At 72.9% G+C, this 22,162-nt stretch carries 20 protein-coding genes, 1 tRNA gene and 1 other RNA gene; 15 read left to right on the plus strand and 7 right to left on the minus strand.

Annotated features, from left to right (window positions below):
- Positions 1–69: 69 nt before the first annotated feature.
- Genes ELX43_RS01020 through ELX43_RS01035 form a run of 4 tightly spaced genes read left to right on the plus strand, consistent with a single transcriptional unit; the run spans position 70 to position 4,171 of the window.
- On the plus strand, positions 70–666 hold the full coding sequence (locus tag ELX43_RS01020) for a cysteine hydrolase (protein ID WP_241249544.1): 597 nt from the start codon (positions 70–72) through the stop codon (positions 664–666).
- Positions 663–2,264 (plus strand): ABC transporter substrate-binding protein, encoded by a 1,602-nt coding sequence (locus ELX43_RS01025; RefSeq protein ID WP_241249546.1) that lies wholly within the window; start codon positions 663–665, stop codon positions 2,262–2,264. The genes ELX43_RS01020 and ELX43_RS01025 overlap by 4 nt, the downstream gene beginning before the upstream one ends.
- Positions 2,265–2,267: 3 nt before the next feature.
- Positions 2,268–3,137: an N-acyl homoserine lactonase family protein gene (locus ELX43_RS01030; protein WP_127781748.1), complete on the plus strand. Its 870-nt coding sequence runs from the start codon at positions 2,268–2,270 to the stop codon at positions 3,135–3,137.
- On the plus strand, positions 3,134–4,171 hold the full coding sequence (locus ELX43_RS01035; RefSeq protein ID WP_127781749.1) for a 2-oxoglutarate and iron-dependent oxygenase domain-containing protein: 1,038 nt from the start codon (positions 3,134–3,136) through the stop codon (positions 4,169–4,171). Before ELX43_RS01030 ends, ELX43_RS01035 begins: the two co-directional genes overlap by 4 nt.
- A gap of 77 nt (positions 4,172–4,248) precedes the next feature.
- Here the strand turns inward: ELX43_RS01035 and ELX43_RS01040 are convergent, their stop codons facing one another.
- Both ELX43_RS01040 and atzF read right to left on the minus strand, forming a co-directional pair.
- Positions 4,249–4,971, minus strand: a complete 723-nt coding sequence (locus tag ELX43_RS01040) for a YoaK family protein (RefSeq protein ID WP_164860546.1) — start codon at positions 4,969–4,971, stop codon at positions 4,249–4,251.
- A gap of 77 nt (positions 4,972–5,048) precedes the next feature.
- Complete coding sequence (atzF, locus tag ELX43_RS01045; RefSeq protein ID WP_127781751.1) at positions 5,049–6,839, minus strand: allophanate hydrolase; 1,791 nt, start codon at positions 6,837–6,839, stop codon at positions 5,049–5,051.
- Between the two features lie 169 nt (positions 6,840–7,008).
- Here atzF and ELX43_RS01050 point away from each other — a divergent pair, with 169 nt between their 5' ends.
- The 5 genes from ELX43_RS01050 to ELX43_RS01070 all read left to right on the plus strand — a co-directional run bounded on the left by ELX43_RS01050 (position 7,009) and on the right by ELX43_RS01070 (position 10,393).
- Entirely contained in the window at positions 7,009–7,530 is a 522-nt protein-coding gene (locus tag ELX43_RS01050; RefSeq protein ID WP_127781752.1) for a DinB family protein, read from the plus strand.
- Between the two features lie 87 nt (positions 7,531–7,617).
- The gene (locus tag ELX43_RS01055) at positions 7,618–8,799 is read left to right on the plus strand and encodes an LLM class flavin-dependent oxidoreductase (RefSeq protein WP_127781753.1); all 1,182 of its coding nucleotides are present in this window, start codon (positions 7,618–7,620) and stop codon (positions 8,797–8,799) included.
- A gap of 30 nt (positions 8,800–8,829) precedes the next feature.
- Positions 8,830–9,189, plus strand: a complete 360-nt coding sequence (locus ELX43_RS01060) for a hypothetical protein (RefSeq protein ID WP_127781754.1) — start codon at positions 8,830–8,832, stop codon at positions 9,187–9,189.
- 47 nt (positions 9,190–9,236) lie between these two features.
- Positions 9,237–9,869 carry a hypothetical protein gene (locus ELX43_RS01065; protein ID WP_127781755.1) on the plus strand — a complete coding sequence of 211 codons (633 nt, stop codon included), beginning with the start codon at positions 9,237–9,239 and terminating at the stop codon, positions 9,867–9,869.
- 20 nt (positions 9,870–9,889) lie between these two features.
- Positions 9,890–10,393: a metallophosphoesterase gene (locus ELX43_RS01070; protein ID WP_127781756.1), complete on the plus strand. Its 504-nt coding sequence runs from the start codon at positions 9,890–9,892 to the stop codon at positions 10,391–10,393.
- Here the strand turns inward: ELX43_RS01070 and ELX43_RS01075 are convergent.
- Genes ELX43_RS01075 through ELX43_RS01085 form a run of 3 tightly spaced genes read right to left on the minus strand, consistent with a single transcriptional unit; the run spans position 10,390 to position 13,567 of the window.
- Positions 10,390–11,010 (minus strand): TetR family transcriptional regulator, encoded by a 621-nt coding sequence (locus ELX43_RS01075; RefSeq protein WP_127781757.1) that lies wholly within the window; start codon positions 11,008–11,010, stop codon positions 10,390–10,392. The genes ELX43_RS01070 and ELX43_RS01075 overlap by 4 nt on opposite strands.
- A gap of 59 nt (positions 11,011–11,069) precedes the next feature.
- Complete coding sequence (locus tag ELX43_RS01080; RefSeq protein ID WP_127781758.1) at positions 11,070–12,275, minus strand: FAD-dependent oxidoreductase; 1,206 nt, start codon at positions 12,273–12,275, stop codon at positions 11,070–11,072.
- Positions 12,272–13,567 carry a cytochrome P450 gene (locus tag ELX43_RS01085; protein WP_127781759.1) on the minus strand — a complete coding sequence of 432 codons (1,296 nt, stop codon included), beginning with the start codon at positions 13,565–13,567 and terminating at the stop codon, positions 12,272–12,274. The genes ELX43_RS01080 and ELX43_RS01085 overlap by 4 nt, the downstream gene beginning before the upstream one ends.
- 176 nt (positions 13,568–13,743) lie before the next feature.
- On the opposite strand from ELX43_RS01085, the gene ELX43_RS01090 reads away from it, so the two are divergent.
- Complete coding sequence (locus ELX43_RS01090; protein ID WP_206518067.1) at positions 13,744–14,475, plus strand: peptidyl-tRNA hydrolase; 732 nt, start codon at positions 13,744–13,746, stop codon at positions 14,473–14,475.
- Here the strand turns inward: ELX43_RS01090 and ELX43_RS01095 are convergent, their stop codons facing one another.
- Positions 14,476–16,284 (minus strand): thiamine pyrophosphate-requiring protein, encoded by a 1,809-nt coding sequence (locus tag ELX43_RS01095; protein ID WP_127781760.1) that lies wholly within the window; start codon positions 16,282–16,284, stop codon positions 14,476–14,478. It abuts the gene before it with no gap.
- 117 nt (positions 16,285–16,401) lie between these two features.
- Here ELX43_RS01095 and ELX43_RS01100 point away from each other — a divergent pair, with 117 nt between their 5' ends.
- Positions 16,402–16,911 (plus strand): hypothetical protein, encoded by a 510-nt coding sequence (locus ELX43_RS01100; RefSeq protein WP_127781761.1) that lies wholly within the window; start codon positions 16,402–16,404, stop codon positions 16,909–16,911.
- A gap of 227 nt (positions 16,912–17,138) precedes the next feature.
- Positions 17,139–18,278 carry an NlpC/P60 family protein gene (locus ELX43_RS01105; protein ID WP_127781762.1) on the plus strand — a complete coding sequence of 380 codons (1,140 nt, stop codon included), beginning with the start codon at positions 17,139–17,141 and terminating at the stop codon, positions 18,276–18,278.
- A 56-nt stretch (positions 18,279–18,334) separates the two neighbouring features.
- Here the strand turns inward: ELX43_RS01105 and ELX43_RS01110 are convergent.
- Positions 18,335–18,422, minus strand: a tRNA-Ser gene (locus ELX43_RS01110).
- A 61-nt stretch (positions 18,423–18,483) separates the two neighbouring features.
- Here ELX43_RS01110 and ffs point away from each other — a divergent pair.
- The 3 genes from ffs (at position 18,484) to ELX43_RS01125 (ending at position 22,144) form a co-directional block, all read left to right on the plus strand.
- An RNA gene (gene ffs / locus ELX43_RS01115) (signal recognition particle sRNA small type) lies at positions 18,484–18,578 on the plus strand.
- Positions 18,579–18,617: 39 nt separating this feature from the next.
- Positions 18,618–19,895: an aminotransferase class I/II-fold pyridoxal phosphate-dependent enzyme gene (locus ELX43_RS01120; RefSeq protein WP_127781763.1), complete on the plus strand. Its 1,278-nt coding sequence runs from the start codon at positions 18,618–18,620 to the stop codon at positions 19,893–19,895.
- Positions 19,896–19,990: 95 nt separating this feature from the next.
- Positions 19,991–22,144 carry a DNA polymerase III subunits gamma/tau gene (locus ELX43_RS01125; protein ID WP_127781764.1) on the plus strand — a complete coding sequence of 718 codons (2,154 nt, stop codon included), beginning with the start codon at positions 19,991–19,993 and terminating at the stop codon, positions 22,142–22,144.
- Positions 22,145–22,162 lie beyond the last annotated feature (18 nt).

Consider the following 22,162-nt stretch of genomic DNA (forward strand, 5'->3'; position numbering starts at 1 on the left):
CCCCTGCTCTTCCGCCGACAACCAGAGGAGACTGCCGTGCCAGCTCAGCCCCTGATAGTGGGAAATCCCGTGCTCGTGGTCGTCGACATGCAGGAGGGCGCCGGCCTGCCCGGCGACGAGATGGGCATCGAGGTGATGGGGGGCAACGCTGACCGTGTCGCCCGGGTCGAGGGCCTGCTCGCAGCGGCCCGAGGCGCCGGCGTCCCGGTGGTTTTCTTCCAGGAGGTGCACCGCCCCAGTGGGATCGACTTCGGGCGCGAGCTGGACGGCGCCGAGGGTCCGCACTGCATCGAGGGTGCCCGGGGCACCGCGCTGGAGCCGAGCCTGCGACCGCGGGAGGACGAGTTCCACATCGTCAAGCGGCGCTACTCCGGGTTCATCGGCACCGAGCTCGAGATCGTGCTGCGCGGGCTGCGGGCATCCACGCTGATCCTGGTCGGTGGGCTCACCGACGTCTGTGTGCACTACACCTTCGCCGACGCCCACCAGCGCGACTTCTACGTCCGGGTGGTCTCCGACTGCGTGGGTGGCTCGTCGGAGCGCAGCCACGCCGCCGCGCTCGAGGCCATGGAGTACCTGCAGACCGGTGCCGTGCGCACCAGCGACGAGATCGTCGCTGCGTTCAACAACCTCAGCCTGTCCCACCTCGAAGGAGCAAGCCTGTGAGAAGACGACCGGGACTGACCTCCTCGCGGCGACGCGTCCTTGCCGCTGGCGCCATGGCCGCCGCGGTGGCGCTCACCCTCACCGCGTGCGGGGGTGGTGGGTCCAGCGCACCCAACGCCGCTCCCACCGACACGGTGCTCAAGCTGTCGTTCCTGCAGGACATCGGCCAGCCCCCGGACCCGGACATCTACTACGCGGGTCAGGGCCTGATGCTCACCACCAACACCTACGAGGGGCTGCTCCAGTTCAAGGCAGGCACCGAGAAGCCGGTGCTCGAGCCGCTGCTGGCCACCTCCTGGACTGCCTCGCCGGACAACCGGGTGTTCAGCTTCGAGCTGCGCCAGGGCGTCACCTTCCACGACGGCACCCCCTTCACCGCCGCGGCGATCAAGGCGTCCTTCGACCGGCGGCTCGCGGTGAACCAGGGACCGGCGTACATGGTGGCCGACGTCGCGACGGTGACCACCGACGGCGACTACCGGGCCACCATCACCCTGGCCGAGCCCAACTCCGCGTTCCTGGACTACCTCGCCTCGCCCTACGGCCCCCGCATGATGAGCCCGACGGCGCTGGCCCAGCACGCCGGTTCCGACCACGCCCAGACCTACCTGCAGACCCACGACGTCGGCACCGGCCCCTACACGCTCTCCGACGCCCAGGTCGGCTCGCGCTACGCGCTCAAGGCCTACCCCGGCTACTGGGGGAAGAAGCCGTACTTCACCGACGTCGAGCTGCCCGTCCTCACCGACACCTCCGCGCAGCAGCTGCAGTTCAAGAACGGCCAGGTAGCCGCCATCACCCACGACCTGCCCTCGTCAGCGGTGGAGTCGTACAGCAAGAACACCGGGTTCACCAGCTACTCCCTGCCCACCATGATGTCCGGCAACATCTACGTGAACCCCAACAAGGGCATGTTCACCGACGTCACGACCAGACGCGCGCTGCAGCAGGCGATCGACGTGGAGAGCCTGGTCAAGCAGACCTACTTCGGCCGGGGCACGGTGGCCAAGCAGGTCTACCCGCCGAACATGATCGACCCGCAGCTCGCGCTGCAGACCGTCCGCCATGATCCAGCGCCGCTGACGAAGGTGGCCGCCGGCCTGCCCTCGGACCAGAAGAACATCACCGTGGGCTATGACTCGTCCAACCCGGACTACCAGCTGGTGGCGAACCTGGTCTCTACCCAGCTGGCGAGCATGGGGATCACGGCCAAGGTCCAGGGGTATCCCTCCTCGGAGGTCTACGGCTGGGTGGGCACCAAGGGCAAGGACGCGCCGGAGCTCTTCGCCTCGAGCGCCTGGCCGGACGCCCCCTCGCCCTACACGTGGGGGCACATCACCTATGACCCCGACGGTGGCCTGAACTACCTGGGCTGCTCCTCGCCAGAGACCACCAGCGCGTTGACGGAGGGCAAGCGGACCGGCTCCAGCGAGGCGTTCTCGACCGCAGCCGCCAGGGCGCTGGAGACGGGCTGCTGGCTCAACTTCGTCGACATCAACGACTTCATCGTCGCGCAGTCCTGGCTCAAGGGCGTGGAGAAGGCCCACGTCGTCACCAACCCCACGGCGCTGCGCCTGGCCGAGCTGACGGTGGGCTGAGCGATGGGAAACCTGGTTCGTCGAATCGTGCTGCTGACCCTCGGCTGGGAAGAGCTGCCCAAGTCGGTCTCCGTGCACGGCGCGCCCGCTCACGAGCGCCTGCGGGAGCCCGTGCCCGGGGTGCTGCTGCAGGCCGACGGGGGGTGGGTGCTGCTGGACACGGGCTTCAACACCGCCCTCATCCGGGACGCCGCCCTGCGCCAGCGCTTCTACCCGGGCGTGGACTACGTCCCGGTGATCTCCCCGACGGGGGAGCCCGTCGAGCAGGCGCTCGCCGACATCGGGGTGGACGTCGACGACATCCACGCGGTGGGCGTCAGCCACCTGCACCACGACCACTCCGGTGGGCTCAAGCTGTTTGCCGGCAAGGTGCCGGTGCACGCCCAGCGGCGGGAGCTGGAGTACGGCCTGTCCAACCACCCGGAGCCGGAGCGCCACGCGATGGCCAGGATCGACTTCGACGACCCGCGGATCGACTGGCGGCTCGCCGACGGGGACGCCGAGATCGCCCCAGGCATCCACGCCGTGCCCACCTACGGGCACACCCCCGGCCACCAGAGCTTCTCCGTCGAGCTCGACGAGTCGGTGGGCGGCGGCGGGTTCGTCTTCGCCTTCGACGCCGCCGACCTGACCGAGAACATCGAGCACGAGCTGGCCATCGGCGGTTTCGTGGGGGTGGCCCCCGAGGAGACCGTGGAGCCCATCCGGCGGCTCAAGCGCCTCGCCACCGAGCGCGGCTTCACCCTCGTGCCCGGGCACGACCCGCACGTCTGGCCCCAGCTGACCGAGCACTTTCACGAGCGCTTCGGCCCGGTCGGTGCCCAGTCCCACTCCCATCTCGTCGCCCACCCAGAAGGAGAAGTGCCGGCATGAGCAAGACCACGTCGTTCCAGTCCGTGCCCATCATCGACATCGGTGGCCTGCGCTCGGCCGACCCCGACGCACAGCAGGCGGTGGTCGCCGAGATCGGCCGTGCTTCCCGGGAGGTGGGCTTCTTCTACGTGAGCAACACCGGGGTCGACCCGGCGCTGTTCGACAGCTTGGTGGAGGTGACGAGGGACTTCTTCGCCCGGCCGCTGGAGGAGAAGATGCGCACCTACATCGGGCTGTCCCGGTGCCACCGCGGGTACGTCCCGATGGGGGAGGAGGGCGACCCGGCGAAGGTGGATCTGAAGGAGGCCTTCGACTCAGCGCTCGACCTGCCTGCCGACGACCCGGACCACCTGGCGGGCAACCCCATGCTCGGGCCCAACACCTGGCCGGACATCCCCGGTTTCGCCGAGACGGTGACCGCCTACTACACCGCGGTGCTCGGGGTCGGGAACCAGTTGCTGCGCGCGTTCGCGGTGGCTCTGGGCGAGGACCCCGAGCTGTTCACCGCCAAGGCCACCAAGACGCCGAGCCAGCTGCGGCTGATGCACTACTGGCGCAACGACGAGGCGGTGGACGTGGAGGGCATCGGGGCGCACAGCGACTACGAGTGCTTCACCCTGCTCAAGCCCACCGCACCCGGCCTGGAGGTGCTCAACGGAGCCGGCGAGTGGATCGACGTCCCACCTGTGCCGGACACCTTCGTGGTGAACATCGGCGACCTGCTCGAGCTGTGGACCGCGGGAGAGTTCGTCGCCACCACCCACCGGGTGCGCAAGGTGCAGGAGGAGCGGTACTCCTTCCCGCTCTTCTTCAACGTCGACTACGACACGGTGGTGGCGCCGCTGCCCCAGTTCGCCTCCGCTGACGGCCGCGAGCGTCCGGCGTTGAAGGCCGGTGAGCACCTCTTCGCCCAGACCGCGCAGTCGTTCCAGTACCTGCGCACGCGGCTGGAGAGTGGGGAGCTCACCCTGCCGGAGGGTTCTGTTCCCCGGGGACAGTTCGGTCAGGGAGCGCTCCAGGCCAAGGCCGGGTAGGCCGGGTCCCGCTGGGGGCGTCTGCTGGCGACGCCCCCAGCTGCGGTGCCGGACGCCGTGCCCCGAGCGGAGGGGCGTCAGGCCGCGGGCCGAGGCACCTGACGGAGCCGGCTCAGCGCCCCGGCCAGCAGCACCGGCCCCAGGCTGGCCAGGTGCACCGCCGGCACCGCCTGGGGGGCGTGGCGCACCAGCGCCCCGGCGAGGGCAGCACCGCCGACCAGCCCACCGAGCGCCAGCAGAGCCCGCTGCGCCGGCTCACCGCGCCGGCCGTTGACCAGCTGCACCACCAGCGTGGTGAGCGTGCCGGTGAGGTACGTGGTGGACAGCCCGGGCACCCCCAGGCGCTGCACCGCGGCAGCCTGGATGCCCAGCGCGAGGCAGCTGGCGACCAGCAGCGCCAGCGCCGCACCCTGGTCGGGGCGCCCGTCCTCGGCCCACCACACGACCGCGTAGACCACCAGCAGCGCCAGCTCCACGGCCAGAGCGGGCTGGACGGCCCGCGGCCACAGCACGTCGGGCTTGCGGGCCAGCCCCACCATCCAGCCGCCGAGGAGGGCGCCGACGACGTAGAGGCCGATGGCGGTGGCGGCCTTGCCGAGGGTGGGCCAGTCCTGGTCGCCGAGGGAGAGCCCGAAGATCACCATGTTGCCCGTCATCACGCTGGTGAAGACGCCCCCGAGCAGCAGGTAGCTGGTGGCGTCGGTGGCGCCGCTGTTCACCGCCAGCAGCGTCACCAGGACGTTGCGCAGCCTGAGGTCAGCAGGCTCTGCGGGGCCGGTGCTGCCCGCCTGGGACGTCACCCTCTCCAGTGTGCCCAAGCGCCCACGCGCCCCGGCCCGGGCGGTGTCTGCTCAGCGCGGCGCCTGGGGCGCGGGGCTCACGGGGTCATGGGGGTGCTGCCGCGCTCCAGGTACGCGGCCCAGCCGCCGAAGCTGGTGATCTCGCGGCCGGTCTCGGCCGCCTCGCTGGGGCACAGGAACCCGGTGCACTGCGAGCCGTCGTCCAGGCGCACCGTGCCCAGCACCATCGGCTCGGGCAGCTCGGCCAGGAAGGTGCCCAGCCCGGCCGGTGGCAGCAGCCACTTCTCCCCGGCGATGGCGGTACCCCAGGCGGCGTCGTGCACCAGTCCCGGCTTGGGCGGGGTGGTGGGCAGGGCGTGCAGGCGATATTCCGGCGCCGTGCGCACCGGACCCACCAGGCGCGCACCGCGCTCGGTGAGCTGGTGGTTGAGCGGGTGGCCGGCCAGGTGTGCGCCCACCACCACCAGCTCCAGGCTGGGCTGCGCGCCCACCACCGCCACGTCGTTGCTGCCCTTCCCGTCGAGCAGGTGGGCAACGTCAGCGGCCACCCGGTCGTGGAACGCCGGGGCCAGCACCGTCACCCCGAACGGGGCGCCGTCGGCCTCGCCGGCGGGCACCGCCACCCCGCACAGGTCCAGCAGGTTGGCGAAGTTGGTGTAGGTGCCCAGCCGGCTGTTCACCCCGACCGGGTCAGCCTGCACCTCGGCGATGGTGGGGTTCTCGGTGGTGGTGGGCAGCAGCAGCGTGTCCACCTCGGCGAACACCGCACGCGCCAGGCGGGCGAAGCCGGCCAGCCGTCCCTGGTCCGCCACCAGCTCGTGCGCCGGAACGTCCTGGGCGCCCAGGATGATGGAGGACACCACCGGGTCGGCGTCAGCGGGTTGGGTGGCCAGGAAGGCGCCCACCGCGGCGTAGCGCTCGGCCACCAGCGCACCGTTGTAGAGCAGCGTGGCCGCCTCCAGCAGCGGGGCGATGTCCACCGGCACCAGCGTGGCGCCGGCCTGGCGCAGCTGCTCAGCCGTCTCGGTGAAGCGCTGAACCCGGGCGGGCGAGAGGTGCAGCAGCTGAGCCTCGTCAGGCACGCCTACCTTGGGCGCTGGAGGTGCGGCCAGCGGGGCATCGGTGGGCCAGGGGCGTGAGCTGGGGTCAGCAGCCTCGGGCCCGAACAGCACGGCCGTGACCGCCTCCGCCGCGGCCAGGGTGGGGGCGAAGACGCTGACCGTGTCGTAGGAGCGGGCCGCAGGCACCACGCCCAGGGAGGGCACCAGGCCCAGGGTGGGCTTGATCCCGACGATGCCGTGCAGCGCAGCCGGCACCCGCCCCGACCCTGCGGTGTCGGTGCCCAGCGCGAAGTCCACGGTGCCCAGCGCCACGGCGACGGCCGACCCGGAGCTGGAACCGCCGGAGATGCGCTCCGGGGCGTGGGCGTTGCGCACCACGCCGTACGGGCTGCGGGTGCCCACCAGCCCGGTGGCGAACTGGTCCATGTTGGTCTTGCCCACCACGATGGCACCGGCCTGCACCAGCCGCACCACCGCCGGTGCGCTGACCGTGGGCTGGTAGGCGAAGCTGGGGCAGGCCGCGGTGGTGGACAGCCCGGCCACGTCGATGTTGTCCTTGACGCCGAACACCGTGCCGGCCAGCGGCAGCACCTCGCCCGCCTGTACCCGGGCGTCCACCTCGGCCGCCTCCGCGAGCAGCTCGGCGGGCGGGCGCAGCGCGATCCAGGCCTCGGGACGCTCGCGCAGCGCGAGGCTGGCCAGCGTCGCCTCCACCCGTCGGGTCGCACTGACAGCGGGGGTCTCGAGCACCACCGGGCGCTCCTGCACCGAGGTCGTCGTGCCGCCTCGGCGTGCCGTTGTGTCCATGCGGGCGAAGGTATCCCGCGACAGTTACGCCATCAGGGCCTACGTGTTACAGGCCGGGGTCGGGGCGATGTGCGGGCAGTCACAGTTCTGTCGGTGCTGTCTCCTACCTTGGGAAAGGCCCCAGAGACCTCGCCCCAGAGGACTCCCGCCCCGACCCGAGGAGAACGTCATGAGCGACCTGTCAGTCAACCCCGCCCCGGCCGGAGGAGAGCTGGCTGAGCTGCTGGGCACCCTGGCCCAGCACCGGCAGTTCCTGCGGCACACCGTCCGCGACCTCACCGACGAGCAGGCCGCCCAGCGGACCACCGCCAGCACGCTGACCCTGGGCGGGCTGATCAAGCACGTCGCCGCCACCGAGCGGCAGTGGGCCAGCTTCCTCACCGAGGGTGCGGCCGCGATGATGGGCGGCGGCACGGCGCAGTGGGCGGACGGCTTCCAGATGGTCGAGGGCGACACCCTGGCCGGGCTGCTCGACGGCTACGAGGAGACTGCCCGCCGCACCGAGGCGCTCGCCGCCTCGCTGCCCGACCTGGACACCGCCCAGGCGCTGCCCGACGCCCCGTGGTTCCCCCAGGGCCTGAGCTGGACCGGGCGCCGGGTGCTGCTGCACCTCATCGCCGAGACGGCCCAGCACTCCGGGCACGCCGACATCATCCGCGAGTCGCTGGACGGAGCCAAGACCATGGCCTGAGCGACGGCCGCCTTCCGCTGGCCGCGTGGTGTGACGCAGGTTACATTTGACCTTCGTCAACGGTGATGAGCGCGCGAGAGGCACACCATGAGCAAGCTGCGGTTCGGCACGTTCCTGGCCCCGTTCCACCCCGCGGGGGAGAACCCGACGCTGGCGCTGCAGCGGGACCTGCGCCTCGTCCAGCACCTCGACGACCTGGGCTACGACGAGGCCTGGATCGGCGAGCACCACTCGGCGGGCAGCGAGATCATCGCCTCGCCGGAGATCTTCATCGCCGCCGCCGCCGAGCGCACCCGGCGCATCAAGCTGGGCACCGGCGTCACCTCGATCAGCTACCACAACCCGCTGTGGGTGGCTGACCGCATGGTGCTGCTCGATCACCTCACCCGGGGCCGCAGCATGCTCGGCGTCGGCCCGGGCTCGCTGCCCACCGACTCGGCGATGATCGGGCTCAACCCCACCGACACGCGCGAGCTGCTCGACGTCAACATCGACATCATCATGCGGTTGCTGGCCGGCGAGACGGTCACCGAGCAGACCGCCACCCACAACCTGGTGGACGCCCGGCTGCAGCTGCGGCCCTACTCCGAGCCCTGCTTCGACATCGCCGTCGCCGCAGTTGCCTCGCCCACCGGTCCCCGGCTGGCCGGGCGCTACGGCGTGGGGCTGCTGTCCATCGGGGCCACGCTCACCCAGGACGGCTTCGACGCCCTCGCGCTGCACTGGGGCGTGGTGCAGGAGCGGGCGGCGCACTTCCACCAGCCCCCGCCGGACCGGGACAAGTGGCGCCTGGTGGGGCTGATGCACGTCGCCGAGACCCGCGAGCAGGCCTACCGCGACGTGGAGCACGGGATCGAGCAGTGGTTCAGGTACTTCCAGAAGGTGGCGGCGTTCCCGCAGATGGGGGTGGAGGGCGGTGACGTCCGCGAGATGATCGACTTCATCAACGACCACGGGGTGGGGGTCATCGGCACGCCCGACGACGCCCGCGCCCAGGTGCAGCGCCTGCAGGAGCAGTCCGGCGGCTTCGGCGCCATGCTGCTGCTCAGCCACGAGTGGGCCAACCCCGAGGCCACCCGCCGCTCCTACGAGCTGGTCGCCCAGCACGTGATGCCGCACTTCCAGGGCTCGGGCCGCAGCCACGCCGAGTCCACCCTGGCCGCCAAGGCCTACGCCACCGGAGTGCGCGACAGCCACGCCGACGCCCAGTGGAGCGCCGTCAGCCACATGGCCGACAAGTACGCCAAGGAGCTCGCCGACAAGCCGTGACGGCAGGAGTCGCGTGACAGAATGGCTTGCATGGCAACGATCGTTCTGTCCGACAGCATCCTGCGGGTACGGCTGAACGTGGGCGAGCACGTGGGCGGGTTGCTGCGCAACCTCCAGGTGCCCGCCTCGTCCGTGCGAGACGTCGAGCTGGTGCCCAACGGCCTCAAGGCGTTGCGCGGCCTGCGCGCCCCCGGGCTGGGGCTGCCGGGGCTGCGAGCCATCGGCACCTGGCGCCACAAGGGTGAGCGCACCATGGTCTCGGTGCGGCGCGGGCAGCCGGCCGTGCGGGTGCGGCTGAGCGGGCAGCGCTTCGACACCCTGCTGATCGGCATGGACGACGCGGAGCTGGTGGCGGACGCGCTGCGGGCCCGGCTCGGCGTGCGTCTCTGACCGGTGGCGACGGGCTCACCCGCTGGTTGTGCGACAAGATGCCTGCCATGACGACACCTGTTGCCGCACCGGCGCGATCCTGGTCGCTGTACTCCGAGGTCCCTGAGCGTCGCTCGCGCCAGGTGATCAGCGACCTCGGGGTGCTGCTGTGGTGCGTGGTGTGGATCGTGCTCGCCGGGATGCTGCGGGAACGGGTGCTCGACGTCCAGGACACCGCCCGCCGCGCCGAGGCGGCCGGCACCAAGCTCAACAACGAGCTGGGCGACGCCAGCGCCATCCTCGGCAGCGTGCCCCTGCTGGGCGGCACCCTCGCCTCGCCGCTGCGCACCGCCGGCGAGGCCGGCACCGACCTGGTCGCCGTGGGGCGCAGCGCGCAGAGCGCGGTCGGGACCACCGCCACCATGCTCTACGCCCTCGTGCTGGTCCTCTGTGTCGGGGTGGTGCTCGTCTGGTGGGTGGTCAACCGGTTGCGCTGGGCCAACGACGCGCAGGCGGCCAGCGTGCTCCGGGGCAGCCGGGAGGGCCTGCAGGTGCTGGGCCTGCGCGCGGCGGGCCGGGCGCCGGTGGGTGCCCTGGGCGCGGTGCTGCAGTCGCGCCCGGCCGGCGTGGACCAGCAGACCCTGGAGGCGCTGGGCACCCTGGAGCTGCAGCGGCTGGGCGTCCGCCCGCACGGAGGCTGACCGGTGCAGGAACTCCTCCCGTGCAGCTGCTGATCATCGCCGACACCCACCTGCCCAAGCGGGCCCGCGCGCTCCCGGAGCGGGTGTGGGCGGAGGTGGACCGGGCCGACGTGGTGATCCACGCCGGCGACTGGGTCGTGCCGCAGGCGCTGGACGAGCTGGAGCAGCGGGCCCACCGGCTGGTCGGGGTGTGGGGCAACAACGACGGCGCCGAGCTGCGGGCCCGCCTGCCCGAGGTGGCCCGGGTGGAGCTGGGCGGCCTGCGCTTCGCGGTGGTGCACGAGACCGGACCGAGCACCCGGCGCGACCAGCGCATGCGGGCGCTGTACCCCGACGTCGACGTCCTGGTCTTCGGCCACAGCCACATCCCCTGGGACGGCGAGCACGACGGGCTGCGCGTGCTCAACCCCGGCTCGCCCACCGACCGCCGACGTCAGCCGCACTGCACCTACCTGACAGCCCAGGTGGGCGGCGGGGTGCTCAGCGACGTGGTGCTGCACCGCCTGCCGCCGCGGGCCGGCTAGAGGCGGAAGTAGCGGATCGCGACCTCGGCGACCTGGTGGCTGGTCTCGGCGCTGTCGGCGGCCGGCAGCACCAGGTGGCTGACGGTGAGCCGGACGACGGCGTCGATGCCGTGCCTGGCGTCCGCGTCGGTGACGTCGGGCAGGTGCTCGGTGAGCCAGCTGACCAGCTGGTCGGAGGCGAGCTCGAGCAGCGAGATGGACGTGGTGAGCAGCGGCAGGATCCCGCCGTCGCGGTGGGCCTCCGGCACGGTCTCGGCCTGCGTGGCCGCTCGCGGGCTGGTCAGCACCGCCTTGAGCAGCGGGCTCGCCGCGGCCTGGTCCATGGTGTGCTGCACCGCGGCGGTGATGCCGGTGCGGACGTCGTCGGGGTGGGCGTCGAGCGCGTCCCGGATGCCGGTGAGGAAGCGGTCGGCCTCCTGCAGCACCAGCGCCTCGCCCAGGCCCTGCTTGTCGCCGAACTCGTTGTAGAGGGTGGTGCGGGAGGTGCCGACCGCGGCCGCAACCTCGCTCACCCGAACTCGGTCCCACCCCTTCTCGGCGGTGAGGGCGTGCGCGGCGGCCAGCGCCTGGGCACGCAGGTGCTGGCGGTAGGACACCCGGAGCGAGTCGGCCGACACGCTGGAGACCCTACGGAGCCGGCTCGCGCCGGCCCACGCGCGGGGCAGGGCCTGGCGGGCTACCGGGCACCGGCAAAGTCGAGCGCGTCCGCCCAGCTGCCCCCGGCGGCGATGCGGGCGCGGTACTTCATGGTCTTGCCGGGCAGGTTCAGCGTGAGCGCCCCGGTGAGCTGGTCGCCGCGACGGAACAGCGCCACCCACTGGTCGCCGGCCAGCGCGTCCGGCCCACCCACCACGTGCACCTCGTCACCGTCGGCGACACCCACCATCTGCAGCTTGTTGCCGTACCACTCCGACCAGAAGTAGGGCACCGCGCGGTGCTCCGTGGCGCTGGCGGGGTCCAGGGCGTTGCGGGCGGCGGTGCCCGCCTGCTCGGTGGCGTTGGTCCAGTGCTCCAGGCGCATGCTGGTGCCGAACAGCGGGTTCACCCAGCGGGCGACGTCGCCGGCGGCGTACACCCCGTCGGCGGCGCGCAGCGTGGGGTCGCACACCACGCCGTCGTCCAGCGTCAGCCCCGAGCCGGCCAGCCAGCCGGTGGCCGGCTGCGCCCCGATGCCCACCACCACCAGGTCGGCGTCCAGGTGGGTGCCGTCCTCGAGCACCACGGCCTCCACCCGGTCGGTGCCCACCAGCCGCTGCACCCCGGACCCGCACAGCAGCCGGGTGCCGTACCGGTGGTGCAGGTCGGCGCAGGCCTGGGCCATCTCCGCGCCCACCGCCCGCACCAGCGGCAGCGGGGCGGCCTCCACCACGGTGACGTCCACCTGGCGCCGGGCGGCGGCCGAGGCCACCTCCGAGCCGATGAACCCGCCACCGACCACCACGGTCTGTGCCCCGGCGTCCAGCGCCGCGCGCACCTGGCGGGCGTCGTCGAGGGTGCGCAGGGTGTGCACCCCAGCCAGCTGCTCCCCGGGCAGGGTGCGCGCGGTGGCGCCGGTGGCGATCACTGCCGCGGCGTAGTCCAGCCACTGCCCGTCGACCTGCACGCGGTGGCCGGCGGGGTCCAGCGCGGTGGCGGGGCTGCCCAGGTGCAGGTCCACGTCCAGCTCCGCCAGCTGCTCGCGGGTGCGGTAGCTGCTGGGCGCGGTGCTGCCGTCGGCGTCCAGGAACGCCTTGGACAGCGGCGGACGGTCGTAGGGCAGGTGCTCCTCGGCGCCGAGGAGGGTGATGGGCCCGGTGTGGCCGGTGCGCCGCGCCGCCTCCACCGCCCGCAGCCCGGCCAGCGAGGCGCCGACGACGACCAGCGGCGGTTGGCTGCTGCTCACGCCGGGCGGCGCTCGGGGGTGAAGGTGACCGGCAGGTGGTTCACGCCGTGGAAGAAGTTGCTCACCGTGTAGCTGGGCTCACCGCTCACCGCGATGTCGGGCAGCCGGTGCAGCAGCTCCCGCCAGGTGGCGGTGATCTGGCGGCGGGCGAGCTGGCCGCCCAGGCAGTGGTGGATGCCGCCGCCGCCGAAGGCGATGTGCGGGTTGGGGTTGCGGCCCAGGTTCAGGCGCTCGGGGTGGTCGAAGACCTCGGTGTCCCAGTTGGCGGAGGCGTAGAACAGCACCACCTTGTCGCCGGCGGTGATCTGCGCACCGTTCAGCTCGCAGTCGCGGGCGGCGGTGCGGCGGAAGGTCATGATCGGGGTGGCCCAGCGCACCATCTCCTCCACCGCGGGCTTGATCCGGCCGTCGAAGTCCGCCATCAGCCACTCCCGCTGGTCGGGGAAGTCGGTGAGCGCCTTCATGGTGTGGCTCAGGCTCTGCCGGGTGGTGTCGTTGCCGGCCACGGTGAGCAGGCCGAAGAAGCTGATGATCTCCTCGTCGGTCAGCTGCTCGCCGTCCACCTCGGCCTGCACCAGGTTGGTCATCAGGTCAGCCTCGGGCTTGCGGCGCCGCTGGGCGATGAGGTCGCTGGCCACCTCGAAGATGTAGCCCGACGCCTCGAACAGCCGGGGCAGTGGCTCCGCGCCGTCCAACAGCTCGGGGTCGTTCCAGCTGCCGGCGAACTGGGCCTCGTGGGCGACCTTGGCGCGCACCTCCTGCGGCACGCCCATCATGTCGCAGATGTTGTGCATGGGCACCAGCGCTGCGACCTCGGCGACGAAGTCCACCGAGCCCTTGGCGGCGATGCCGTCCACCACGGCGGCGGCGTTGGCGTCGATCTGGCCGTTGATCCGGTCGAGCTGCCTGGGGGTGAAGGCGGAGGTGAGCAGCCGGCGGATCTTGGTGTGCCGCGGTGGGTCCATCGCGATGAAGCCCTGTGCGGTGTCCAGCAGCTCCTGGGGCATGGACTCCATCAGGATGCCCTCGCCGGAGAGGAAGTCCTCGTGCCGCTTGGTGGCCTCGATGAGGTCGGCGTGCCGGGTGACGGCCCAGAAACCCTGGTCGTTGGGGTCCTCGAACATCAGGCCCTCGATGGGGGCGTGCCAGCTCACCGGACGCTCGGCGCGCAGCTCGGCGAAGGTGGTCTCCCGCTCGGCCGCGGTCTTGGACCAGAACGCGGTGGAGGAGATGTCGGCCGGGTCCTTGGGGCGGGTCTCGCGGGGGTGGGCGGCGTGGGGGGTGGTGGTCACGGTGAGCCTCCTGCTGTACACGGCACCCCCTGATGACCAGAAGGTGAACAAAAAAGATCTAGGTGTCAATCATCTTTACACGCACTGATCCTTTGTCAAGGGTGGGGTGGGCGCGCCGCGAGTGGTGCCGGGCAGCATGGTGACCGGCCGCCCGGGCGCACAGGAGGAGACGACGCATGACTGATCCCGCGGAGGGCGAGCTCGCCGAGGACGGCGGCGAGCTCATCGAGCCCAGCGGTGACGCCGACCCCGAGGGCCAGGCGCCGTGGGTGATGCAGCTGGTCACCCGCATCGAGAAGACCGACCCACCCACCCGCTCGGCGGTGTGCGCGGCCTCGGCCACTGCCGTGGCCACCCTGCTGGACGACCCCCGGGCTCGCACCGGGGGTGAGTGGGCGCCGGAGGTGGTGCGCTGGACCGACGGGCGCATCCGCAAGCACTCCCGCCGCGCCCGCGGGGCGGCGTGGCAGGCGGTGCAGACCCTGCCCGGGGTGACCGCCGAGGTGCAGGGCGCGCAGGTGCGAGCCTTCGTGCCGTGCGCCACCGACGCCATCCCCGCTCCCATCGCCAAGCTGCAGCTGGCCGGCAGCGAGCTGGCCGACCCGGACGCGCGGGCCGAGGTCGAGGCGGTGGTGGACGGACCGGTGGTGGTGACGCTGTGCGCCGAGCCCCCGCTGTCGCTGGGCAAGGCCGCCGCCGCGGCCGGGCACGCCGCGCAGCTGGCCCTCTACCGGATGGACGACCGGCGCCGGGCGGCGTGGGCCGCGGCCGGGTACCCCGTGGTGATCGAGCAGCCCACCCCTGCCCGGTGGGCGCACGAGCGCACCCGGCAGCCGGTGCAGGTGATCGACGGCGGGCTCACCGACGTGGCGCCAGGCACCTGCACGGCCACCGCCCGCTGGCGCTGATCAGCTGCGCGCCTGGCGCTGCTCGGTGAGCGCGTCCTCCATGGCTCGGTAGATCTCCAGCAGCTCACGGGCGTGCTCGCTGCTCGGCTCCTGCTCGAGGCCGGCGCGGAACTTCGCCAGCTTCTCCGCGCCGGCGGGGTAGGGCGGCAGCAGCGGCACGTCGGCATCGGTGAGCACCTCCAGCACCACGGGGCGCTGCGCGGCCAGCGCCTGGCTCCAGGCGTCGCTCAGCTCGGCCGGGTCAGTGACGCGGATTCCGGTGAGCCCCAACAGCTCGGCGTAGCCGGCGTAGGGGAACGACGGCAGCGCCTGGCTGGCCTCGTACCGCGGGTCGCCCTCCATCTCGCGCTGCTCCCACGTCACCTCGCCCAGCTCCTCGTTGTGCAGCACGCACACCACGAACCCGGGGTGCGTCCACCGTGGCCACATCCGCGCCACCGTGATCAGCTCGGCCAGGCCGTTCATCTGCATGGCGCCGTCCCCGGCCAGGGCGACCAGCGGGCGGTCGGGGTGGGCCAGCTTGGCGGCGATGCCGTACGGCAGGGCCGAGCCCATCGAGGCCAGGGTGGAGGACAGGTGCGCGGGCACCCCGGGGGGCAGGCGCAGCTGCCGGGCGTACCAGTAGACGACCGAGCCGACGTCCACGCTCACCTGTGCATCAGCGGGCAGCTGCGCCGACAGCGTCCGCACCACCAGCTCGGGGTTCACCGGGCGGGCGGGGACCTGCGCCCGGTCGGCGCTGACCTGGTGCCAGGCTGCGACGTCGGCGCGGACGCTGCGCTCCCAGGCGTGGTCGGTGCGCTCGTGCAGCAGCGGCAGCAGGGCGGTGAGGGTGGCCGCGGCGTCACCGGCCAGCGGCACCTCAATGGGGTAGCGGTTGCCCAGGTGCTCGCTGGCGGCGTCCACCTGCACCGCCCGGGCCTGCCCCGGCGGTGGGTAGTACTCCGTCCACGGGTCGTTGGAGCCGACGACGAGCAGGGTGTCGCACTCGCCCAGCACGTGGGCGCTGGCGGTGGTGCCGAGGTGGCCCATGGTGCCGGCCACCAGCGGGTGGTCCTCGTCCACGTAGGGCTTGCCCAGCAGGCTGGTGGCGATGCCTGCGCCGAGCCGCTCGGCCACCGCCAGCACCTCCGCCTGCGCGTCTCGGGCGCCCTGGCCCACCAGCAGCGCCACCCGCTCGCCGGCGTTGAGCACCTCGGCGGCGGCCGCGAGGTCGTCGGCGTTGGGGACGGCCACCGGGCGGCGCCACACCGGCGTGGTCACCATGATGGCGTGGGCGTGCGGCAGGTCCGGGGCCGGCAGCTGCTGCACGTCGTGCGGCAGCACCACCACCGTCGGGGTCCGGGTGGTCAGCGCCGTGCGGAAGGCGCGGTCCAGCAGCATCGGCACCTGCTCGGCGGTGAGCGCGGTCTGGCAGAACCGGGCCGCGACGTCGGCGAAGAGCCGCTGCAGGTCCACCTCCTGCTGGTACTGCGAGCCGATGATGGAGCGGTTCTGCTGTCCCACCAGGGCCACCACCGGCACGTGGTCGAGCTTGGCGTCGTAGAGGCCGTTGAGCACGTGCACCGCGCCCGGGCCCTGCGTCGTCATCACCACGCCCACCTGCCCGGTGTACTTGGCGTGGCCCACCGCCATCAGCGCGGCGTTCTCCTCGTGGCGGGCCTGCACGAACTCCGGGTCGTCGCCCGCCCGGCGCAGCGCGGCCATCAGCGGGTTGGCACCGTCGCCGGGGTAGCCGAACAGCCGTGGCACGCCCCAGCTGCGCATCCGCTCGACCACCACGTCGGCCACCAGTCGCTCGTCGCTCACGTCAGATCTCCCTTGGGGCTCGCCGAGATTCACGGGCGCGGCCAGTATGGGACGCCGCTGCGGGGCGGCGCTGAACGAGCCCTTGTGGAGGCTCGCCCCGGCGGCCAGGGTGGTCGGATGAACTCGCGCACCGCTGCCGCCCTCGGGCTCAACGCGCTGTACCTGGCCTCGCAGACGTTCATCGGCCGCCGCCTGGGTCCGATGACCAAGGACCTGTTCCGGCTGCAGCTGACCACCTCGGCGCCCACGTTCCGGTCCATCGTGGACGGCTGGGACGAGGGGCAGCTGGCGCGCTACCGCTCGCACCTGCCGCCGGACATGGTGCACCCGGTGATCTACGGCTGCAGCCTCACCGCCAGCACGCTCAAGCTGGACGAGCTGGTGGCGCTGCCACCGCGGGTGCGCACGGCGCTGCTGGTGGCGCCGTGGGTGGCCGCGGCCTGCGACTACGCGGAGAACGTGGCGCACCTGTACCTGCTCGACCACCGCGAGGCAATAACCCCGCCGGTGATCACCGCGACCGGCGTGGCCAGCACCACCAAGTGGGCGTTGGCCGGGTCCTGCGTGGTGACCCTGGCCGCGGGGTACGCCCGCGCCGGGTGGCGGGCGGCGCACAGCAGCCGGTGACGGCTGGTGCCGGCCGATTGGGACGCGGCGCTCAGGTTCGCCGGCCGCTGGGCGATGGGAACGGTGAGCTCCTCGTCGGAGGTGAAGACCTCCGGGGGTCGTGGACAGGGGCTGCCGAGGCGGACACGTGCCGCTGGCGACCTGCTTCCCGCTGCCGGCGTGCACGCCGACGGCTGCCCCACCGTGCGAGGACGCCTGCTGGGCAAGCGTGGAAGGAAACACTGCAGATGGGTCTCACCGACCGCCTGCGCAGCGTGGCGGTGCTGGCCGCCGTCGCTGCCGCGACCGTGACGGGAGCCGGGCTCCAGCCCGCGGCGGCGCAGGTCGCACCGGCGTGCCAGCCCTACGGGGCCATCGGCGCCTACTGGCAGGGCGTGGGAGCGGAGAGGTCGTTCCTCGGCACCTGCACCAAGGACGAGCACGCGGTGCCCGGTGGGCGGGCCACCGGCTTTGGCGGAGGCACCGTCTACTGGAGCGCGGTCACCGGGGCGCACAGCGTCAAGGGCCTGATCCGGGACGGCTACACCGCCGCCGGAGCCACCGGCTCGTTCCTGGGCTTCCCCACCACCGACGAGGCCTTCACCCCGCGCGTCTTCGGGGCGTTCAACCACTTCCAGGGCGGCAGCCTGTACTGGTCGCCGGGCACCGGGGTCCGCGAGGTGCACGGCTCCATCCGGGACAAGTGGGCCGCGCTTGGTTGGGAGGGCGGCGCGCTCGGGTTCCCCACCACCGGCGAGGCCGGCACCCCCACCAAGGCGGGCGCGTTCAACCACTTCCAGGGCGGCAGCATCTACTGGTCGCCGGCCACCGGTGCGCACGAGGTGCGCGGCGCCATTCGCGAGCGGTGGGCCGGGCTGGGCTGGGAGACCAGCGCGCTGGGTTTCCCCACCAGCGACGAGTACGTGGTGGCCGAGGGGCGGCGCACCGACTTCCAGGGCGGGTCGGTCATCTGGACCGCGGCCAGCAACACCACCCGGGTGGTGGGTGCGGCCGCCACCCCCAGCCCCCCGCCGGCGGCTGAGTCCAAGGGCAAGCGCGCCCTGGCCGTCGCGCACACCAAGCTGGGCGCCCGCTACGTGTGGGGCGGCAACGGCCCCACCGTGTTCGACTGCTCGGGGCTGACGTCGTGGGCGTTTCGCCAGGTCGGGGTGACGCTGCCGCGGGTGGCGGCCGACCAGGCCAAGGTGGGCACCTACGTGGACAAGAGCAACCTGCAGGCCGGCGACCTGGTGTTCTTCTACAGCCCGGTCACGCACGTCGGCATCTACGACGGCAACGGCAACGTGCTCAACGCCCCGACCGAGGGCCAGGGCGTGCAGTACACGCCGATCAAGTACCTGCCCTACACCACGGCCCGCCGGATGTGACGGACCTGCAGAAACGACGTGAGCCCCGACCGCTTGGTCGGGGCTCACGTCGTTCGTGGCGGAGGATAGGGGATTTGAACCCCTGAGGGCGTTAACCCAACCCGCGTTCCAGGCGAGCGCCATAGGCCACTAGGCGAATCCTCCGAGGGGGACTCTACCGGGCGACGGGCGTCGAACCCAATCGCCCCCTGCGGCTACACTGATCCACGGACCCCGCGCGGCGTCCATCCTGTGAACTCCCCCAGGGCCGGAAGGCAGCAAGGGTCAACGGGCTCTGCCGGGTGCGCGGGGTCCCCTTCATGTCTGGACCATCGGCCACCACGGAAGGGCAACGGGTACATGTCACTGACGACGCTCGGTCAGCACGAGCTCGCGGACCTGCGAGACGCCCAGCGCCCGGCCTACGAGGAGCTCGTCGCCAAGGCGGTGTCGCTCGACCTCACCCGTGGCAAGCCCGGTCCCGAGCAGCTGGACCTGTCCAAGGAGCTGCTGGAGCTGCCCGGCGTCGAGCACCACCGCTCCGCCGACGGCACCGACGTCCGCAACTACGGCGGCCTGCAGGGGCTGCGGGAGATCCGCGAGATCTTCGCCCCGCTCGTGCGCGTCCCCGTCGACCAGCTCATCGCGGCGGGCAACTCCAGCCTGACGCTGATGCACGACTCGATCATCTTCTCGCTGCTGCACGGCACGCCCGACTCCGAGCGCCCGTGGAGCCAGCACCCGCGCGTCAAGTTCCTCTGCCCCGCGCCTGGCTACGACCGGCACTTCGCCATCTGCGAGCGCTACGGCATCGAGATGATCCCCGTGCCGATGCGCGAGGACGGCCCGGACATGGCGCTGGTCTCCCAGCTCGTCGCCGCCGACCCGCTGATCAAGGGCATGTGGCTGGTGCCCACCTACGCCAACCCCACCGGCACGGTCTGCTCGCCCGAGGTCGTCGCGCAGCTGGCGAAGATGCCCACCGCGGCCGCCGACTTCCGGCTGTACTGGGACAACGCCTACGCGGTGCACCACCTCACCGACAGCCCGGCGGAGCCGGTGGACGTGGTGGGCCTGTGCGCCGAGGCGGGCAACCCCAACCGGGTGCTGGTCTTCGCCTCCACCTCCAAGATCACCTTCCCCGGCGCCGGGGTCAGCTTCCTGGGCGGCTCGTCGGCCAACGTGGCCTGGTACCTCAAGCACCTGGCCGCGCAGAGCATCGGCCCGGACAAGGTTAACCAGCTGCGGCACGCGCAGTTCCTGCAGAGCCCGGACGGCGTGCGCGCGCTGATGGAGCGCCACCGCCAGATCCTGGCCCCCAAGTTCGCCCTGGTGCTGGAGATCCTGGAGAACCGCCTCGGTGAGCTCAAGGCCGCCAGCTGGAGCGAGCCCGCCGGTGGGTACTTCGTCAGCCTGGACGTGCTCGACGGCACTGCCTCCCGGGTGATCGCGCTGGCCAAGCACGCCGGCATCGCCATGACCCCGGCCGGTGCGGCCTTCCCCTACGGCGACGACCCGCACGACCGCAACATCCGCATCGCCCCCACCTACCCCGGCGTCGAGGAGCTGCGGGTGGCCATCGACGGGCTGGCCACCTGCGTGCTGCTGGCGGCGGCGGAGAAGCTGCTCAGCTCCTGACCTGACCGCCTGAGCACCCGGGCCCGGCCGAGGTCACAGCGGCGGTGTGCTGCTGCTGACTGATGGCTGTCAGTGCGCGCCGGTACCCTCACCCCGTGGCCCTCTACCGCAAGTACCGTCCGGCGACCTTTGCCGAGGTCGTCGGCCAGGAGCACGTCACCGAGCCGCTCAGCGTGGCGCTGACGTCCGGCCGCATCAACCACGCCTACCTGTTCTCCGGCCCGCGCGGCTGCGGCAAGACGTCCTCGGCCCGCATCCTGGCCCGCTCGCTCAACTGCGAGCAGGGTCCCACGGCCACCCCGTGCGGGGTCTGCGAGTCCTGCATCGGCCTGGCCCCCGGTGGGGCGGGCACCCTCGACGTGGTGGAGCTCGACGCCGCCAGTCACGGTGGGGTGGACGACGCCCGCGAGCTGCGCGACCGCGCCTTCTACGCCCCCGCCTCCTCGCGCTACCGCGTCTTCATCGTGGACGAGGCGCACATGGTCACCACGCAGGGCTTCAACGCGCTGCTGAAGATCGTGGAGGAGCCGCCGGAGCACCTGGTCTTCATCTTCGCCACCACCGAGCCGGAGAAGGTGCTCGCCACCATCCGCTCGCGCACCCACCACTACCCGTTCCGGCTGCTGCCCCCGGCCACCATGCGTGGTCTGCTGGAGCGGATCTGCCAGCAGGAGCAGGTGCAGGTGGACGCCGCGGTGTACCCGCTGGTGATCCGGGCCGGCGGCGGCTCGCCGCGCGACTCCCTGAGCGTGCTGGACCAGCTGCTGGCCGGGGCCGGACCCGAGGGCGTCACCTACCAGCGGGCGCTGGCCCTGCTCGGGGTCACTGACGTCGCGCTCATCGACGACGCGGTGGACGCGCTGGCCGCCGACGACGGGGCCGCGCTGTTCGGCACCGTGCAGACGCTGGTGGACGCCGGGCACGACCCGCGCCGCTTCGCCGTCGACCTGCTCGACCGGGTGCGCGACCTGATCCTGCTGCGCGCGGTGACCGACGCCGGGGAGCGCGGTCTGGTGGAGGCTCCCGGCGACGTGCTGGAGCGGATGCGCGACGAGGCCGAGCACCTGGGCGGGGCGACCCTCGCCCGCTACGCCGAGATCATCCACAGCGGACTGGGCGAGATGCGTGGGGCCACCTCCCCGCGGCTGCTGCTCGAGGTGATGTGCGCGCGGATGCTGCTGCCCTCCGCGTCGGACGCCGAGTCAGCCGTGCTGCACCGCCTGGAGCGGGTGGAGCGGCGCATGGTCATCACCCCGCCCACCGAGGAGACCGACCAGGTCGCCCCCGCCGAGCCGGCGTTCCAGCGGCCCTCCCGCCGCGTCGAGCCGGCCGCCGCGCCCGCTCCCGCCGCCGCGCCGGCTCCCGCTCCTGCGCCTGCGGCCGCCGAGCCCGAGCCTGCGGTGGCCGAGCGTCCGGTCGCCGCGCCCGCACCGGCGGCCGCCCCGCAGCCGGCTGCCGTGCGCCGCCCCGAGCCGGCAGCCGAGTCGGCCCCGGCCGTGCCCCGGCAAGCGCCCACGCCACCGGCAGCCCCACCACCGGCAGCCCAGGCCAAGCAGGCGCAGCCCCCGGCCGCACCCGAGCGCCGGGCACCCGCCCCAGCACCCGCCGCCCCAGCCCCCGCCGCGCCAGCACCGGAGGCGCCCGCGGCTACCGGTCCGGTGGCCGGGCAGCCCGACGCCGCCACCGTGCGCACCGTGTGGTCGGAGGTCCGCTCCGCCGTCCGGGAGCGCAGCCGCACCACCGAGGTGATGCTCTCCAGCGCCACCGTGCGCCGCCTGGACGGCAACACCCTGGTGCTCGGCCACGACTCCGCGCCGCTGGCCAAGCGGCTCACCGAGTCCCGCAACTCCGCGGTGGTCTCCGCGGCCCTGCGCGACGTGCTGGGGGTCGACTGGGTGGTGGTGTGCGAGACCGGTGGCGAGCCGGCCGCTGCCCCGGCGGCGCCGCCCGCCGCCGCGCAGCGCCAGGCCCCCGCCGCCCCGCCGCGCTTCACCCGTCCCTCCGGTGGCTCCACCGGGCAGGCGGCGCCGGCCGACGAGGTGCCGCTGCCCGACGGCCCGAGCGACCCCGACGACCCCGACGACGCAGGGCGCCACGCCCCGGAGCCCGAGCCGCTGGACGAGGAGGCGATGCTCGCCGAGGCCGCCAGCGGCGACCTGGGTGACCCGGCCGGCCGACGTGACCCCGAGGAGGTCGCCCTGGAGCTGCTGGCCGCCGAGCTGGGTGCCCGCCCGCTCGACCCCCGCTGAGCGGCGGGCCGAGCGGAC

It is taken from the genome of Rhodococcus sp. X156, from assembly GCF_004006015.1.
In the GTDB taxonomy this organism is placed as follows: domain Bacteria; phylum Actinomycetota; class Actinomycetes; order Mycobacteriales; family Mycobacteriaceae; genus X156.